This window comes from Halalkalibacter krulwichiae (assembly GCF_002109385.1).
GTDB classification, from domain to species: domain Bacteria; phylum Bacillota; class Bacilli; order Bacillales; family Bacillaceae_D; genus Halalkalibacter; species Halalkalibacter krulwichiae.
Map to the genome: position 1 here is coordinate 3,183,599 of NZ_CP020814.1, position 17,449 is coordinate 3,201,047.

The following is a 17,449-nucleotide window of genomic DNA, read 5'->3' on the forward strand; positions in this document are numbered from 1 at the left end:
GACAAAGCTATTACGTGCAACCAAGATGCTTTAAACGTTAATTGTTCTTTGTACGTTTGCGATAAGCAAACTCAACTACGCCACCAAGCACTAAAGCAATAATCACACTTAACCCTTCTCCGATATTTAAGATCGCATACAATAAACTATATGAGAGGATTGTTACTATCGCAAATATCAATATCCCTATTACTGCTTGCTTCGTCTGCACCTGTTCACTTCCTATCAAATCCGTCTTTGATGGTGCCATTGTGTCACATGTTCCCTTTGTTTGGCAAGACCTTTTTCTAATGAAACTTTCGCGTTAAACCCGAGTATATCCAGCGCTTTATTTCCGAGCAGGACCGTTTTTATTGGATTTTTAGGAAATAATTCCTTTTGCCCTAACACTTCTAACCCTTTAAACCACGCATCTTCTATTCCTGATGCTAATTGAAATATTTCATTCTCAACCTTCTTTTTGCCAGCTAAGTAAAAAGATTCAACACAGTCTTCAACAAATAGAACATCTAGTGTGGAGCGATCTACATTCGGTTTTTCAACGCCCATTATCACTTGCTGATATGTCATATCACTTCGTTGCCAAGGTCCATATACTGTAGGTAACCTGATGATTATATAAGGTAAATTGCGTTTTGAACAATCTTGTTGAATTAGGCGTTCACTTGCTAATTTTGTTATTCCATATGGAGTTGTCGGATTAGCAGGCGTTTTCTCTGTAATCTTTCCTGGTCTCTCCCCATACACTTCTATGGTAGATGCAAAAATGAACTTTGTACGGTCAGGGAGATTCTCTAATATCTTCTTCGTAGTGTTGACATTGTTTTCAATTACCTTTTGAAGTTTTTGCCAGCGACTATCATTAGAAGTAGACGCGGCTAAATGATATACAACATCAACATCTTTAAATGTTTGCTTCAAATCAATATGGTCTATATTTTCTTTAACGAAAGATACTAAATCATTTCGTCCAATTCTCATCCACTTTTCCTCTTGCTCTTCCTTTTTCTCCTCTATAATTTGATCAATAACCGTAACTTCCACACCTTCTCGCAGTAGCTTTTGTACTAAATGAAATCCAATGAATCCTAGTCCCCCTGTTACTACAGCTTTTTTCATATGCATCTCCTTTCTCATTTATAATCATATTCGCAATTAGTGCGAGCTTTTATATCAGAATGCTAAACACTTATAATTCACTTTATGTAAAAACCTTTCTCTTATGTCTACATTAGAGAAAGGTTATAATTGTTGCTCATATTTTTTATAAAAGGGATAGGCTGATTGTGCAGCTTTATAAAAAGATTGTTCATTCACGTGAATACGTAAATTCACAAAGATTTGATTATCTGCCAATTGCTTTTGAAATGGTCTACTATGATATTGTAAAGGGAAACGCTTTTCAAGCATATGACAATGGATTGATATCGGTGGAGGAGTGAGATTGTTTTCTAACCTCGGTGTAACAGATTCAACCCATTTTATATTAATATCTTTTTCATTTATATCATAGGAATTCGCTAATTCTTTCCTTAATCTTTTATAATAGAGCTTATTCTGTTCTTCCTGTAAATAGGATTGAGAAAGTGAAAAGCACGGATTAACAAAATAACATGAACGCACTTTGTCTGTGAGTGTATTCAACATTTGTACCGCTAATAGTGCTCCTGTCCCCTCTGCAAATAGATGAATTTTTTTATTTAGAATCTCTTGTTTTAAAACTAAATGATAAAGTTGCTTTATTAAATAAAAAGCTTTTGGACTGCCCCAGTGGCGATTGTATAGCGACGAAGCAACAACCGTATAACCTCTACTTAGCAGCCCTTTTAAAAACAGATGTTTCTCAGGATGTTGTTCCCAGTCGCTCGTCCCTTCCTCTACTCCCATTGCATTGTCTCCAAGTAAAAATACTGCAAATCCGTTTGGACGTTCTGGAAGATAGATGACGTTCCACTGTTCTTCTATACGAATAAAACGTGCATGTATCATTGCATTACGTCTCTCCAATCATTCTATGGTTTCACTCCCTACGTTACTACGTTATGCAAAACTTTTAAAAAAGGAAGTTATTACGTATATAAAAGCGTTTAATTTTTATGCTTATGAATTTCATAACTGAAATATTCACATTATCCCTTCACATTCTTTACCCGGTGTAAGCAAAATTCACTTGAAAAACTTCGCCAAAAAAAACTCTCCTACACTATGAGTAGTGCGGAGAGTTTTCAACTTATAAGCCTGCTTTTGGCTTCGGTTTATACGTCCATTTCCGATTATGGTTTTGAGTATCTGGGAACGTATCACCAGCTTGCAACTTTAAAGATTTCGGACTTTGAACCATATCGCCTGTTTCACCAATTTCAACGTAAATTCCGTTATTTGGCGCTTTTTGACCCGGTTCAAACATTCGGCTTTGCCCCATAATTATCCCTCCTTCCATGACTAGAATGCCCACAAAAGCTTGCATTCATGAAAGGAACTAGAATTATTTACCTAGTAATGCGACTAATATTGCTTTTTGAGCATGAAGACGGTTTTCAGCTTGGTCGTAAATAACTGAATGACTTCCATCAATCACTTCTGCTGTTACTTCTTCGCCGCGATGTGCAGGTAAACAATGTAAAAAGATAAAATCATCTTTTGCATGAGCTGCTAACTGATCATTTACTTGAAACTCATGAAATTGTTTCACTCGCTCCGTTTGCTCTTGTTCATAACCCATGCTCGCCCAAACATCCGTATAAATAACATCAGCATTTTGAACAGCTTCAATTGGATCATTTGTTTGAACAATTTGGGCACCTGTTTCCTGTGCTACAGCTTGCACTTTCGCAAAGATTTCTGAATTGACTTCATATCCTTTTGGAGTTGCAATGCTTACATCTATGCCTACTTTCGCTCCAGCTATTAGCAATGAATGTGCAACATTATTGCCATCGCCTACATATGCTAACTTCAATCCTTCTAACGTGCCCTTATACTCGATGATTGTTAATAAATCAGCCATAGCTTGGCAAGGATGATAATTGTCCGTTAAGGCATTAATAACCGGAACAGATGAATATTGAGCCAACTCTTCTACAAGCTCATGGGAGTTTGTGCGAATCATAATTGCATCAACATAGCGCGCAAGAACATTTGCCGTATCAACGACTGGCTCCCCTCGACCAATTTGCATATCTTTTGGACTTAAAAATAAAGCATGGCCGCCTAATTGTGTCATTCCGACTTCAAATGAGACACGAGTACGCGTTGAAGCATTTTCGAAAATCATTCCTAATGATAATCCTTTTAATGCTTCAGCATATTTAGCCTTATCTTTTTTTAGTTCAATTGCCAACTCTATAAGTTCAGTAATTTCAGCTGCTGTATAATCAAATAACGTAAGAAAATCACGTCCAGATAACGTTTTATTGTTATTATTAACTACTGTATTCACCTAATTCACTCCCTAGTTTATTGATGCTTCTTCTTTTGCCCACCAGTCTTGAATAGCGTTGTAACGAACATTAGAGACGGTTAATCCTCTTAGCATGACATCCAAAGTCGTTAGTTCCGAAATAACTGTACAACGCTGTCTTAACGCTTCTTGTCGCTTCTCAGTTCCGTCCTTTGTTCCAAGTTTTGGCAAACTTATTAAAGCAATCGCTTCATCTGTTTGAACCCAATTCCCGAAATCATTATTTACTAGATTAAAGCCTAATTGTTCTAATTTTGTTGAGTAAGAAGCAAATGCTTCTTGAAACTCTTCTGCAATATCAATATAGATCGATCCGCTCTTTTGAGTAAAGAACTTTGGCTTTGACTGTTGAGACCAAACAAACGCTTTGTAAAAAGCTTCATCAAGATTGGCACTCATGCTCATTAATTCCCCTGTTGATTTCATTTCTGCTTCTAGAATTGGATCAAGGCCTGCTAACTTTTGATACGAAAAAACAGGTGCTTTTACCGTATAGAATGTCGGTTCTGGTAGAATAACTTCCGTAAGATTTAAATCAGATAATGAAGATCCTAAAAGCAATTGAACCGTATAATCAATTAATGACTGGTTAGAAATCTTACTCAAGATTGGAACCGTTCTAGATGCACGAGGATTAATTTCAATAACATAAAGCTGATTTTCAAATAATACAAATTGGATATTAAAGATACCTTTAAAGTCCATTCCTCTTGCAATTTGTTTCGTATATGCATAAACAAGTTGTTTCACTTCTTCTGTAATAGTAAAAGAAGGTGTCACAGCAATACTATCACCCGAATGAACTCCGGCACGTTCTACGTGCTCAAACATCCCAGCTATACATACATTATCACCATCGGTTAATGCATCAATTTCCAGCTCAATTCCAGGATAGTAAGCATCAATTAATATTGGGTAAGCAACAGTATGCTCTTCATCAGCTAAATAAGAGACAAACTCCTTCTCCGATTCAAACAGCATCATCCCTTGACCGCCAATAACATAAGAAGGACGAATTAAGACAGGATAGCCAATTTCTGCTGCCTTGGCCAATGCATCTTGTTCATCAGTAGCTGTCACACCAGGAATATGCGGAACCTCTACTTGCTTCATAAACGAATAGAAACGGCCACGATCTTCTAATTGATCGATTGTGTCAAGGTTTGTTCCGTAAAGCTTTACCCCAGCTTTTTCTAATCCTTCAACAAGAGAAATAGCTGTTTGTCCACCTAACTGAACAATTACCCCTTCAACTTGTTCTAAATCAATAACATTTAAGACATCTTCAACCGTTAAAGGTTCAAAATATAATCTATCAGCAGTCGCATAATCCGTACTTACCGTTTCTGGGTTATTGTTCATCATAATTGCCTCATAGCCTAAACGGTGCAAACTTTGAATCCCTTGTACAGAGCAATAGTCAAACTCGATCCCTTGACCAATTCGAATTGGACCAGAACCAATTAATAATATTTTCTTTTTACCTGACTGAGCAATCGTATCATGTTCTCCGGACCAACTTGAATAAAAATATGCTGTTGATGCTGTAAACTCACCAGCACACGTATCAACCATTTTGTAAGAAGGAACAATATCGAAATTTATTCTTTTTTGGCGAACTTCTTCTTCTTTAACATCCCATGCATGAGCCAGCCAAGCATCTGCAAATCCAGCTTTTTTTACCGTTTGTAAAAACTCCGGATCCAACTGCTGAAAACGAGTCTGTTTAATTTTTTGTTCTAACTGAATTAAGCGTTCGAAGGATTGCAAGAAAAATTCCGTAATACCAGTTGCATCATGAATTTCTTTGCGTGTTACTCCTCTTCTCAAAAGCTCCAATAAAACAAAGAAACGCCGGTCATCAGGATTTTTCAATAAAGTCCATAATTGTTCTGTTGTCTTACTTGAAACAGTAGGTAGTGATAATCCGCATGTTTTTAATTCAAGAGAACGCACTGCTTTTTGAATGCCAGCCTCTAAGTTTCGCTCAATTGCCATTACTTCTCCTGTAGCTTTCATCTGAGTACCAAGTTTTCTCTCAGCGTGAACAAACTTATCAAATGGCCATCGCGGAAACTTTACGACAACATAGTCTAACGCTGGCTCAAAGCTTGCATAGGTATGACCCGTTACAGGATTAATTAACTCATGTAACTGGTAGCCGATACTAACTTTTGCAGCCATTTGAGCTATTGGATATCCTGTTGCTTTTGAAGCAAGAGCTGACGAACGACTAACTCGAGGATTTACCTCAATTAAGTAATATTGCTTACTATGAGGGTCTAACGCAAATTGTATGTTACATCCTCCAACGATACCTAATGCCCGAATAATCTTAACTGAACAAGTTCTAAGCATTTGATACTCAACATCTGTAAGAGTTTGAGACGGCGCAACAACAATTGAATCACCCGTGTGAATCCCTACTGGATCAATGTTTTCCATGTTACAAATTGTAATACAAGTATCGTTGCTATCTCGCATCACTTCATACTCTATTTCTTTGAAACCAGCAATACTTTTCTCAATTAGACATTGACTGATTGGGCTGAGCGAGAGCCCAGCCTTTATAATATGTTTTAATTCATTTACGTTTGAGGCAATACCCCCACCAGCTCCACCAAGTGTGTAAGCTGGACGTACAATGATTGGATAGCCAACTTCTTCAGCAAACTGTAAAGCCGCTTCAGCCGTTGTGACAATTTCACTTTCAGGAACAGGTTCATCTAGCTCTTGCATAAGAGCTCGAAACGCTTCACGATCTTCACCTTTTTTGATAGACTCAATCGGCGTTCCTAGTAAATTAACATTATATTTCTCTAAAATTCCATTATCATGTAGATCGAGCGCTAAGTTTAAACCTGTTTGACCACCTAATGTTGCTAAAATTCCATCTGGCTGCTCTTTCTGAATAATAGCTTCTACACTCTCAATTGTAAGTGGTTCAAAATATACACGATCTGCACACGATTCATCTGTCATAACCGTTGCTGGATTGTTATTAATTAGAATTACTTCTATTCCTTCTTCTTTTAAAGCTAGACAAGCTTGTGTTCCTGCATAATCAAATTCAGCAGCCTGCCCGATGACAATCGGTCCTGATCCTATGACAAGCACTTTCTTTAAATCTTGTTGTTTAGGCATACGCTTTCTCTCTCCCTTTATTACCTAGCATTTCAATGAATGTATTAAAGAGCTGTTCACTATCAGCTGGCCCTGGATGAGCTTCTGGATGAAATTGTACGGTAAATACTTGATGCTCTTTATGCATTAAACCTTCAATTGAACGGTCATTTATATTAATATATTTCGCTTCAAACCCTGTGTCTTCTAAAGAGCTTTCCTTCACAACATAACTATGATTTTGCGAAGTCATATAAACTTTATTTGTTGTAACATCCATTACAGGTTGATTTGCTCCACGATGACCAAAAGTTAATTTCTCTGTATCTGCACCAAAAGCAAGAGCTAACAATTGGTGCCCTAAACATATTCCCATAGATGGGTATGTTTCTGCTATCTTCTTAATCGTAGGCAACACAGCTTCCAATTGTTTTGGATTACCTGGTCCATTCGTAAAAAGAACTCCATCGGGATTTAATTGCTCAATTGTAGAAAATGGTGTGTTATAAGGCACGATTGTTACCTTATTTCCTAACTTTACTAAAGAATCTAAGATTGACTTTTTATAACCAAAGTCGACCATAACAACATGTTTTTCTCCTTCTCCATGCGTTTCAATCATCGAAGTTGAAACCATTGGCACAACATCTTGTTGACCTAGTGAAGGGAATTGGTTAAAGACTACATTATTAGGATCCGTTGTAATAATTGCTCGCATATCGCCCTGTTCTCGTATCCTTTTCACAATCGCTCTCGTATCAACCCCTGATAATAGTGGAATTGAATGTTTGTCACAATAATCTATTAGAGAAATACGAGACTCATAGTGAAAGCCTTCATTTGAAACTTCACTAACGATTAGCGCATTTACTTGCGGAGTAATACTTTCAAAATCTACATCATTTACTCCATAATTGCCTATTAATGGATACGTGAACACGACCATTTGCCCCTTAAAGGATGGATCACTTAATACTTCTTGATAGCCTGACATTCCAGTAAAAAAAACAATCTCTCCATGTACTTCTTGTGTTTTGTTATGAAGAATACCTTCAAATACTTCACCGGTTTCTAATACTACGTATCCTTTCATCTCATTCCCTCCACCCTTGTTTGACGAATACTTATACTACAAGTTCAATTTTTATACATAATTTCTGTTTTAAAATCACTACTACTGTAGTGATTAGTTTTCTACACTTACTTTAGGTGCTTGATCAACGGTTGATAATACATCCTTTAAAATACCAATAGCCGTTTTAATCTCATCTTCTGTAACAATTAAAGGCGGCAAAATACGAACGACTTTTGGTCCAGCAGGTAAAACAAGTAAGCCTTTTTCGCGACAAGCTTCAATTATAGGTGCAACTTCCGTTTTACAAGCGATACCAAGCATTAGACCTTTTCCTCTTACTTCTTCAACCAACTCCAGCGAACGCAAACTTTGTTCAAGTTCTTCTTTAAACAACTCACCTTTTTCTTTAACATCAACAAGAAATTCCGGGCTAAAGACCTCATTTACTACAGCTTCTGCAGCTGCCATAGCTAAAGGATTTCCACCAAATGTTGAACCGTGACTTCCAGGGCTAAAGGCTTCTTTCAAATGCGATTTTCCAATAAGTGCTCCAACTGGAAATCCATTTCCAAGACCTTTTGCTACAGTAATAATATCTGGTGAAAGATTAAATTGTTCATATGCAAAAGCTGTTCCTGTTCGGCCGATTCCAGTTTGTACCTCATCGATTATTAATAAGCAACCATATTTCTCGCAAACATTTTTCAATGCTTCTGCGAAGTCATCATTCATCAATTGAATTCCGCCTTCACCTTGAATAACTTCAACCATTATCGCTGCTGTTTCAGTCGTTACTACCTCTTCAAGAGCTTGTTGATTATTCATTTCGATGTACGTAAATTCTGATAAGAGGGGCCAAAACCTTGATGAATTTTATCCTGACCTGTTGCAGCCATGCTCCCAAGTGTACGCCCATGAAAGGAATTTCTCATTGAAACAATATGGTGTTTACCAGTAGATTTCCTAGCAAGCTTAATAGCCGCCTCATTTGCTTCTGCACCACTATTGCAAAAGAAAACATAATCACCTACACTATTATTCACAAGTATCTGTGCAACTTTTTCTTGACCTTCAATTTGAAAAAGGTTTGATACATGCCATAATTGTTGTAATTGACTTTCTACAGCTGCATTAACTTTCGGGTGACAGTGACCAAGGTTACAAACTGCGATACCTGATATGAAATCTAAGTATTCTTTCCCCCTTGAATCAATCAACCTTGAACCATTTCCTTTAATCGGCTTAACATCCCATTTTGCATATGTGGGAAACAATGCACTCATTACTTATTCCTCCTAAGAAATAGAAAGCTCTATTTTTGATTTAACAATGATCGTTCCTTGGACAGAGCCATCTTCTCCAACAGTTGTCGACTTTCCATTCATAATCATAACCGACTGAATCCCACCGGTAAATGTAGAAAGAGCAGCTTTTACTTTAGGAATCATCCCTCCATAAATAGTGCCATCGGCGATATATTCCTCAATATCGTTACTAGTTACTCTATCCAGACACTGACCATCTTTTAAAATCCCATCTACATCAGTGACAAAAACTAACTGCTCCGCACCTAAAGCCTTAGCAATTGCTCCAGCCGCACTATCAGCGTTGACATTATAATGAACTCCATCTTCATTCAATCCGATTGGCGCTATAACAGGAATCATGCTTAAATCAAATAACGTTGTAAGTAAACTGGTATTCACCTTTGTAGGCTCACCAACGTAGCCAAGCACCTTTTCATTAACCGGAGTAACCTCTAACAACCTACCATCGCAACCTGATAATCCAACCGCCTGACCCCCAGCTTGCTGAATGCTCGTGACGACTTGCTTATTAACCTTTCCACATAAGACCATTTCTGCAGTGTTAAGGACATCCTCAGTTGTCTTTCTTAATCCATCCACGAATTCTGAATGAATATCAAGTTTTTCGAGAAGGTGATTAATAGCTGGGCCCCCACCATGAACAATAATAGGATGTTTTCCGCTTTTTTGCATATTCACTACACTTTTAAAGAATTCTGGCGATAATTCAGCAATTGTGCTTCCTCCGCATTTAATGACTATTACATCCTTCACACGCTTCTCCTCCTTAGTTGAAAACGAATTATGTTCTATATCCAGCGTTTATACGTACATAATCGTAAGACAGGTCACAACCCCAAGCTTTTCCAGTTCCATCCGCTAAATGAAGGTCTACAGCAATTACAATCGTGTCTGAACTTTCCATATATGCTTTTGCTTCTTCTTCTGAAAAAGCAGTTGGCTGACTTTGACTTAGCGTTTGAACTGGACCAATCGCAATATCAATCGTATCAGGATTGATCTCACAACCACTATAACCTATTGCACAAATAATCCGGCCCCAATTCGCATCTGTTCCATACACCGCAGATTTAACTAGATCTGACCCTACGATTTTCTTTGCAACTTTTCCTGCTTCCTCATCATTCAACGCACCTTTTACACACACTTCAATTAACTTTGTTGCTCCTTCGCCATCACGAGCAATCTGCTTTGCTAATGATTCGCAAGCTTCTTTTAACGCATGGTAAAAACCGTCCCAGTCAGGGTGCACTGGAGTAAGCGAATGATTTCTAGCAAGTCCCGAAGCCATCACGACAACCATATCATTTGTTGAAGTGTCACCATCAACTGTAATCCGATTAAATGTTTTGTTTGTAATTTCTGATAAGGCGTTTTGTAACACAGCAGTTTCAATGTTTGCATCAGTTGTAACAAAAGAGAGCATTGTAGCCATATTCGGATTAATCATTCCCGATCCTTTTGCAACTCCTCCGATAGATATCGTTTTTCCATCCACAACCGTTTGATAACAAACTTTCTTATAACATGTATCAGTTGTTAAAATCGCCTGATTAAATGCTTCTGCACTTTCTAACGTTGAAGCAGGATCCAATTGTTTGATCCCTTTTATTATTTTATCCATTGCTAGATATTCTCCAATTACGCCAGTTGACGTCACTGCAACATAATGTTCTGGAATTTGAAACTGATCTGCAGATTGCTTTCTCATCTCATATGCGTCTTTTAATCCTTTTTCTCCAGTACAAGCATTTGCATTTCCACTATTCACAACGATAGCTTGGATCTTGCCTTCTTTAGCAATGGATTCTTTTGTCACTTTCAGTGGAGCCGCTTGAATTCTATTACATGTATACACAGCTGCTACATTAGCAGGTACTTCACAGAATATAGCGCCCAAATCATTTCTTTTTCTCTTTACTCCTGAATATAGGCCTGATGCTTGAAATCCTCTTGGTGTCACTATACTCCCATTCTCAATCTCCGTTACTATTGGCGCATTCGCTATTCCCTTCACAAGATGACCACCCTTCATTATGGATACATTGGAACATTATTAATTCCAAGTTCCTCCTCAAATCCGTTCATGATATTAAAGTTTTGTATTGCCTGACCTGAAGCTCCTTTAACGACATTATCGATTACAGAAACTACCGTAATTCGTCCCGTTCTCTCATCATACGTAACTCCTATGTCACAATAGTTACTACCATATACTTCTTTCGTAGCCGGGAACTGACCTTTAGGTCTTACTCGAACAAAGTGTTCTTTTTGATAAGCTTCCTGGTAAAGTTCTCTCAATTCCTCTTCACTTGTTTGTCGTTTTGCTTTGACATAAATCGTTGCCATGATGCCACGAACCATCGGTACAAGGTGAGGCTGAAATGTCACAGTTTGAATATTGTTATTCCATTCATTCAAAAGTTGCTCTATTTCTGGAACATGTTTATGTGTATTAATTTGATAAATTTTAAAGTTTTCGTTCATTTCACTGTAATGTGTAACCGCAGAAGGCGATCTTCCGGCTCCAGATGTACCCGACTTAGCATCAATAATGATTGAATCAACATCGATGATTTCACTTTTTGCAAGTGGAGCTAAGCCTAATAGAGTAGCTGTCGGGTAACAACCTGGATTAGCAATGATTTTAGCCTTTTTTATATAGTCACGATTCCATTCAGGAAGTCCATACACAGCATTTTCTATAAGTGATAAGGGAGCAGCTTCTCGCTTGTACCAAGTTTCATATACTAACGGATCTTGCAAGCGCAAGTCTCCTGATAGATCAATAACTTGACAACCAGCTTTTGCAATAGCTCCTGACCACTCTGTTGAAACTCCGGGTGGCGTTGCAAGAAAAACTGTATCTACTTCCTCTTTCATCGATTGTAATTTAATTGACTTCAATTCTTTATTATAAATTCCAGAAACATGTGGATAAGATTCTTGTATATTCATGCCTTCCTTTGATGATGAGTATAAAACAATCTCTTCTACTTTAGGATGCTGGTTTAACAGTCTTAATAGTTCTGCACCGCCATATCCTGTTGCTCCAATAATCCCTACTCTCATGTTAAATCTCTCCCAACTATCTATCTCTGCTCTAATGATCTTGGTAATCATTATATCTATGTATAAAAATTAATTCAACTGTATTTTTATTTTATTTTATTTAATTTTTACTCATATCTAAAAATTTATATATTTCCATCAAAAACAAACGATAACAAAATGGCCGAATTCACAAAATTATCATACTTTTTAACTTAGCAATTTGTGTCTGTCATAATTGTCCTTTCATAAGAGCTTTTTCGGAAATTTATTGCTATTGGAGCAACACTTATTGAGAAAAGAGTTCTTGATAAAAAAAGGAGACATGCCTATGTTAGGCATGTCTCTATACAATTCATTTAATTTAATTTACCTTATTCAATTGTTCATAAATAATATCTGCTGTTTGTTCAATCTGGTCACCCCAAAAATCATTTATTTCATGGTGAATATATGTCCCATCTTGATCAAGAATACTAATTCCGCGGTAAGATATTTGGTCATTTTTCATTTTGGTTCGATCTAGGACAGAAAATGATTTATCTGATAAAAAAGAAAAAGTAAATGCCCCTGCTTCTTTTAGACGTTTAGAATTTTCAGGACTATCTGTACTAATCGCATAAAGGTCAGCATCAATCCCATCAAATAATTCAATGTTATTTTGCAACTCAACTAGTTGCTGTTGGCAAAGTCCTCAGCCAACTTCTGTAAAATGAAATAAAATGGTAGCGCGCTCTTTATTTAATAGCGATACTTCTTCGCCTTGTTCATTAACAGCTGTAAGTTCTCCCTCATTCTCAGAAGTAGAATCACCACAACCCGAAAGTACAAGTGCTGCTATCGCTAAAAGTGAAAAGAGCCATATGCATTTTCTAAATTGTTTCATCTTTCTCTCCTTTTCACACACATTAAGAATACACTCTATTGAATTGTTTTTAATAAGTCATCAATAATGGATTCTTGGTTTGTTTGTAATCCATCATATTTTCGTATAATCGTTCCATCAGGGTCAATTAAGAAAAAGCTTGTTGGATGCAAAATATCTTCACTATCCTCAATCTGCTGAACAGGAACCTTGAAACTTTCAAGAGCAAACTCTGAAATTTCTTCAAACTCATAACCAGTTAGAAATTTCCAAGTTTCATGGTTTGCACCGTTGTTTTCAGCATAAGAATAAAGATGATCTGATGTATCTCGTTCTGGGTCGACGGTAAAGGAAACAAACGACATGTCCACACCTTCGTCTTCCATGACGGCTTGTAACCGACTCATATTCGGTGTCATTGTAGGACATACAGTCGGACAGTACGTAAAAATAAAGCTGGCAAGCCAATATTGACCTTGTAACTCTGTTGAACCAAATGGTTCCCCGCTCTGCTCAGTAAATTCAAAATCTTGAACTTCTATTTTAGCTTCAGAAATATCGTAATCGGAAGAACCCCCATTTCCAACTTGATAGACCCAGCCACAGCCGCTAAGCATCGCTACTAACATGATTGGTACTAAGAACCTCATTATTGTTATCCTTTCTATTACGATTTCACTGTTGGTATATCGCTGATCGTTAACTCACCATCTTGTTGTTTTTCCTTCGATAACCATTGCTTAAATACATAGCCAATCGTAATGCCATACGTAATCTCTTGCATTATTTTCATTAACACACCAGCCAACTGCTGATCCATCCTCGTCTCAAGGAAAGCAAATGAATTTGGACCGGAAAATAGAGCCATTGGAACCTCGGCTCCAGCCGGTAAACAAAACGCCATAACACTTGCCCAAATCGTAGGGTCTGTATATGTTTGATACAATGGAGCTCCAGCAAAAATAATTAACGCACAAGCTGGTGTAATTAAAATACCATTTGCAAAAATATAACCTACACGCCTTAAATCTGACAAAGGAAACGCATTAGGTAAAGGAGCAATCATATGCCACCACATTAAAACAGCCGCAAAAAGCAATAAATATTCATATAAGCTGTGCAATACCACAGACTGCATTAACGTATCAAACATTAATGGGACATGATAAAATGAAAAAAGCCCATTAAATAGGAAAAGTGCAACAATTGGGCTCCAAATGACCCGAAAAACTTTTTCTGTTACCGGAGATCGAAAACGATCAATTACCGCTTGGAAAAACCACTTAGGGGTTCCTAATAGAAAGAGAGGTGTTGCAATAAAGTACGCAAACACCATTTGCGTCATGTGAAAACTAATCATAATGTGTCCAGCAACATAAAGTGGACTTCCCCAACCAATATATAAAGCAACTAACGCCAAGACGAAATAGATTTTTTGCTTTAGACTTACAGGTTTTGAATCCTTGAAGCGGTGTCGCCACTTTGTTATTACTAATAAGTAAAGTATTCCAATAATGAGCAATCCAACTAACAACTCTGGAGTCCATAAAGCTCGAAAACCAAAGTTCTCAAATAATACACTCACATTCCTTACCTCCTTTATAAGGGAATGTTCCTTTCATACCTTAGAAAACAAGTCTATCATATCATACTTTTATCATTTGAAAATTGAACGAATCGGGAATCTTTGATAAGAAAAATCAACCAGCGAAAGGACGATTTAAATGTCTACAAAGCACTTAATTGCACTCGATTTAGACGGTACCTTACTAACCGATGAAAAGAAGATATCTCCACGGACAAAAGAAGTAATTGCTAAAGCACGAGCTCAGGGACATATTGTATGCATTTCAACAGGCCGTCCTTATAGAGCCAGCATCCAGTATTACCAAGAACTACAACTTAATACGGCTATCGTAAATTTTAATGGGGCATTTGTTCACCACCCATTTGATAGAAGCTTTGGTACGCATCACTCTCCACTTGATCTTCAAACAGCTAAAACAGTCATAGAAACGTGCGAAGCCTTTAATGTTAGCAATATTATGGTTGAAGTTATTGATGACTTTTACCTTAGATATTTTGACCAAGTATTGTTAGAAACGTTTCTAGCTGGACAATCCCCCGTTGATCACGGAAATTTATTACATATTTTAAAAGAAGACCCTACGTGTGTTTTAATTCACCCACAAGATCATCATGTTCAGCAATTAAGAGAGCTACTGGTTGATGCACATGCTGAAGTAATTGATCAACGAGTTTGGGGAGCTCCTTTTAACGTCATTGAAATCGTAAAAGCAGGAATGAATAAAGCAGTTGGCTTAAAGAAAGTTGCTGATTTTTATAACATTCCTAAGGAACGAATTATTGCATTCGGTGATGAGGATAATGATTTTGAAATGATTGAATTTGCAGGGCAAGGTGTTGCGATGGCTAATGGAATTAGTGAACTGAAACAATTAGCTAATTCCGTTACACTATCAAACGAAGAAGATGGCATTGCGATCTATCTAGAAGAAGCACTTAATTTATAATAGGATAAACTTCACATGAATGGGAATGTTAAAAAACGTAAACCATTACATGCTAAAGGAGTTAAGAAATGAGTATCTTATTAAACCGTAAGCCGAATAACTTTATGAATACACAAACATTTCGAGTGATTAACTAATGGATAATCCCTACTTCCAAGAAGCAAGGCAGACGATTGCCCGTTTAGAATTATTAGCTTTTGCTGCAGAAACAGATACTCAACGTGAAGCTGTCAAAAAAGAATTACATCGTGCAAAAATGATTCTAAATTCAGCCTTTCCTTATTCATCCCCTGCTGAACAGGATCAGATTATTCATATGCAAGATCTTCTTAATGATCTTTATGATTACGATCTCTATCAATAATCGTCTCACTATAAAAACGCCCTTTATATTTCAGTAATAATTTTGCTACTCACTAATAGCAATTTGTGTTACCCTTTATATAGTTATAATAGGTTAACAATGTAGGGGGAACTTAAAGAATGCTTAAGGTGTATGAGGTGGATAAAGACGTAGATATCCAATTCAAACGACGTATTGCCAATTTATTTATGGGTCAGTTAGAGCCCATCGGCCCAAAAGATATGTATGATCAATTAATGGGCACAATTGAACTTGCCTTAAAACAAGATTCACAAGCTCATATCTTCGTCGCAGAAAAAGAAGAAACGTTGGTCGGGGCTGCATTTTTTAACGTTGCACTTAGCATAGATAAAGGCGGTCATTACATATGGCTTAATGATCTTTATGTCCATAAAGAACACCGTAATCAAGGAATCGCAAAAAAACTGCTCCTTAAAGTTATTTACTGGGCAGAAAGTGAAGGAATCAAAGGGATAGAATTAGAAACTGGAATAAACAACGAAGCGACAAAATCACTATATAATTCACTCGGATTCTATGATATTATTTCCAAGCGCTACGGATTTCGTTATTAACTGCTGATTCATTCAGCAGTTTTTTTATTTATTCGAGAAAATCACTTGAGCCATTTACCCACTGGTTAGCTTATTTGGTTCATTCGTCCAATCCCATATTGTTAATTTATCCGCCCATTTCGCTTGAAACTGGGCGTTTCGCTTCTTTTTTCTGACTTTTCAACATATGATGTAGCAACCTAACCATTAGCACTGCGAAGCTGTCAAAGGAGTGTTACAAAATGATGAGAGATTCGTTTATAGAAGTGGAGTTTTCAGATATTTATATTGAGCTTTCGAAACCTGCGCTACATCAGTTTATTAAGAAAATGATGAGTCAGCATTATTCCCTCTTTTGGCGCTATGATGCTAAAACAATCTACCTCATGATCGAACTTGACGATTCTGTCCACGAGCTCCCTTTTATCCGCAATTCTGAATTTCTCACACTTTCAGCTGCTAATCTTCAGATCTATGATGATGTACTAGCAAATGCGCTTGAGAAACTACTACAGCATGAAAAAGGCAATGGTATAGTCAAACGTTCCACTGAAGGCCCCTTTATATTACGTCATACCAGTCCGGTGATATTGAGTCTATGATCGAAATTGATGGGAGTGAAAAGGTCATGATGAACCGAAATGGATCGATGATTCAGTACAAAGATGATGGAAAATCACTTGAGCCTAGGATCATATATAACATGATGAATCTTGAGATTGACTATGTATTAATGGAATTACATGAAGCTTTACTCGATTCTGATGAATGGTTGATTAGCTCACATAAGAAGAAATTAAAGAAGCTTTTGTCTCGTCGCGAACAAGTCGAACAGCTGCTATAAATGATTAATCTCTGCTCCAATATGAGCGGAACATGCAAGCACCACTTATGTGCTTGCATTTTTTCGGGCGCCCAAATAGGGAAAGAAATCCCTATTGAATAACGTTATAAAATCTTCGCTTAATCACTCTTCATCATTCAGTCATTTAATTTGACTAACTTGTTTCCTTTCCACTTAGCTATAACAATTCCGTTCCCGTTCATTGTATTTTCACTCTTGTCCAAATTTGTTCTTTCACATACAATCTATAT

General features: G+C 37.1%; 19 protein-coding genes and 1 pseudogene. 5 read left to right on the forward strand and 15 right to left on the reverse strand.

Annotated features, from left to right (window positions below; genetic code table 11):
* Nucleotides 1–37: 37 nt before the first annotated feature.
* The 15 genes and pseudogenes from BkAM31D_RS23660 to ctaG form a co-directional block, all read right to left on the reverse strand.
* Nucleotides 38–211 carry a hypothetical protein gene (locus BkAM31D_RS23660; protein ID WP_157076786.1) on the reverse strand — a complete coding sequence of 58 codons (174 nt, stop codon included), beginning with the start codon at nt 209–211 and terminating at the stop codon, nt 38–40.
* A gap of 14 nt (nt 212–225) precedes the next feature.
* The gene (locus BkAM31D_RS16100) at nt 226–1,119 is read right to left on the reverse strand and encodes an NAD-dependent epimerase/dehydratase family protein (RefSeq protein WP_066152864.1); all 894 of its coding nucleotides are present in this window, start codon (nt 1,117–1,119) and stop codon (nt 226–228) included.
* A 123-nt stretch (nt 1,120–1,242) separates the two neighbouring features.
* The gene (locus BkAM31D_RS16105; RefSeq protein ID WP_066152867.1) at nt 1,243–1,989 is read right to left on the reverse strand and encodes a hypothetical protein; all 747 of its coding nucleotides are present in this window, start codon (nt 1,987–1,989) and stop codon (nt 1,243–1,245) included.
* A gap of 241 nt (nt 1,990–2,230) precedes the next feature.
* Nucleotides 2,231–2,422, reverse strand: a complete 192-nt coding sequence (locus BkAM31D_RS16110) for a YjzC family protein (protein WP_066152869.1) — start codon at nt 2,420–2,422, stop codon at nt 2,231–2,233.
* A gap of 63 nt (nt 2,423–2,485) precedes the next feature.
* Nucleotides 2,486–3,439: an ornithine carbamoyltransferase gene (argF, locus tag BkAM31D_RS16115; RefSeq protein WP_066152872.1), complete on the reverse strand. Its 954-nt coding sequence runs from the start codon at nt 3,437–3,439 to the stop codon at nt 2,486–2,488.
* Between the two features lie 12 nt (nt 3,440–3,451).
* A complete protein-coding gene (gene carB / locus BkAM31D_RS16120; protein WP_066152875.1) occupies nt 3,452–6,604 on the reverse strand; it encodes a carbamoyl-phosphate synthase (glutamine-hydrolyzing) large subunit in 3,153 nt (1,050 codons plus the stop codon).
* The gene (locus BkAM31D_RS16125; protein ID WP_066152877.1) at nt 6,597–7,676 is read right to left on the reverse strand and encodes a carbamoyl phosphate synthase small subunit; all 1,080 of its coding nucleotides are present in this window, start codon (nt 7,674–7,676) and stop codon (nt 6,597–6,599) included. The genes carB and BkAM31D_RS16125 overlap by 8 nt, the downstream gene beginning before the upstream one ends.
* Nucleotides 7,677–7,769: 93 nt before the next feature.
* Nucleotides 7,770–8,941, reverse strand: a pseudogene (gene argD / locus BkAM31D_RS16130) (acetylornithine transaminase).
* Nucleotides 8,942–8,953: 12 nt separating this feature from the next.
* Nucleotides 8,954–9,739, reverse strand: a complete 786-nt coding sequence (gene argB / locus BkAM31D_RS16135; RefSeq protein WP_066152881.1) for an acetylglutamate kinase — start codon at nt 9,737–9,739, stop codon at nt 8,954–8,956.
* 28 nt (nt 9,740–9,767) lie between these two features.
* Complete coding sequence (argJ, locus tag BkAM31D_RS16140) at nt 9,768–11,021, reverse strand: bifunctional glutamate N-acetyltransferase/amino-acid acetyltransferase ArgJ (protein WP_066152884.1); 1,254 nt, start codon at nt 11,019–11,021, stop codon at nt 9,768–9,770.
* The gene (gene argC, locus BkAM31D_RS16145; protein ID WP_066152887.1) at nt 11,021–12,058 is read right to left on the reverse strand and encodes an N-acetyl-gamma-glutamyl-phosphate reductase; all 1,038 of its coding nucleotides are present in this window, start codon (nt 12,056–12,058) and stop codon (nt 11,021–11,023) included. The genes argJ and argC overlap by 1 nt, the downstream gene beginning before the upstream one ends.
* Before the next feature lie 343 nt (nt 12,059–12,401).
* Entirely contained in the window at nt 12,402–12,704 is a 303-nt protein-coding gene (locus BkAM31D_RS16150; RefSeq protein ID WP_084372121.1) for a redoxin domain-containing protein, read from the reverse strand.
* 27 nt (nt 12,705–12,731) lie between these two features.
* On the reverse strand, nt 12,732–12,923 hold the full coding sequence (locus tag BkAM31D_RS16155) for a hypothetical protein (RefSeq protein WP_066152891.1): 192 nt from the start codon (nt 12,921–12,923) through the stop codon (nt 12,732–12,734).
* Between the two features lie 35 nt (nt 12,924–12,958).
* Nucleotides 12,959–13,552 carry an SCO family protein gene (locus tag BkAM31D_RS16160; protein ID WP_157076787.1) on the reverse strand — a complete coding sequence of 198 codons (594 nt, stop codon included), beginning with the start codon at nt 13,550–13,552 and terminating at the stop codon, nt 12,959–12,961.
* A gap of 17 nt (nt 13,553–13,569) precedes the next feature.
* Nucleotides 13,570–14,487, reverse strand: coding sequence for a cytochrome c oxidase assembly factor CtaG (gene ctaG, locus BkAM31D_RS16165; RefSeq protein WP_066152897.1), 918 nt, complete (start codon nt 14,485–14,487; stop codon nt 13,570–13,572).
* A 139-nt stretch (nt 14,488–14,626) separates the two neighbouring features.
* Here ctaG and BkAM31D_RS16170 point away from each other — a divergent pair, with 139 nt between their 5' ends.
* From BkAM31D_RS16170 to BkAM31D_RS24485, 5 genes are all read left to right on the forward strand, one after another.
* Nucleotides 14,627–15,436 (forward strand): Cof-type HAD-IIB family hydrolase, encoded by an 810-nt coding sequence (locus tag BkAM31D_RS16170; RefSeq protein WP_066152900.1) that lies wholly within the window; start codon nt 14,627–14,629, stop codon nt 15,434–15,436.
* Between the two features lie 136 nt (nt 15,437–15,572).
* A complete protein-coding gene (locus BkAM31D_RS16175) occupies nt 15,573–15,800 on the forward strand; it encodes a DUF3813 domain-containing protein (protein ID WP_066152903.1) in 228 nt (75 codons plus the stop codon).
* A gap of 119 nt (nt 15,801–15,919) precedes the next feature.
* On the forward strand, nt 15,920–16,375 hold the full coding sequence (locus BkAM31D_RS16180) for a GNAT family N-acetyltransferase (protein WP_066152906.1): 456 nt from the start codon (nt 15,920–15,922) through the stop codon (nt 16,373–16,375).
* 221 nt (nt 16,376–16,596) lie between these two features.
* The gene (locus BkAM31D_RS24480) at nt 16,597–16,956 is read left to right on the forward strand and encodes a hypothetical protein (RefSeq protein WP_257391583.1); all 360 of its coding nucleotides are present in this window, start codon (nt 16,597–16,599) and stop codon (nt 16,954–16,956) included.
* Nucleotides 16,957–16,982: 26 nt separating this feature from the next.
* Nucleotides 16,983–17,198 (forward strand): YkzI domain-containing protein, encoded by a 216-nt coding sequence (locus BkAM31D_RS24485; protein WP_257391584.1) that lies wholly within the window; start codon nt 16,983–16,985, stop codon nt 17,196–17,198.
* Nucleotides 17,199–17,449 lie beyond the last annotated feature (251 nt).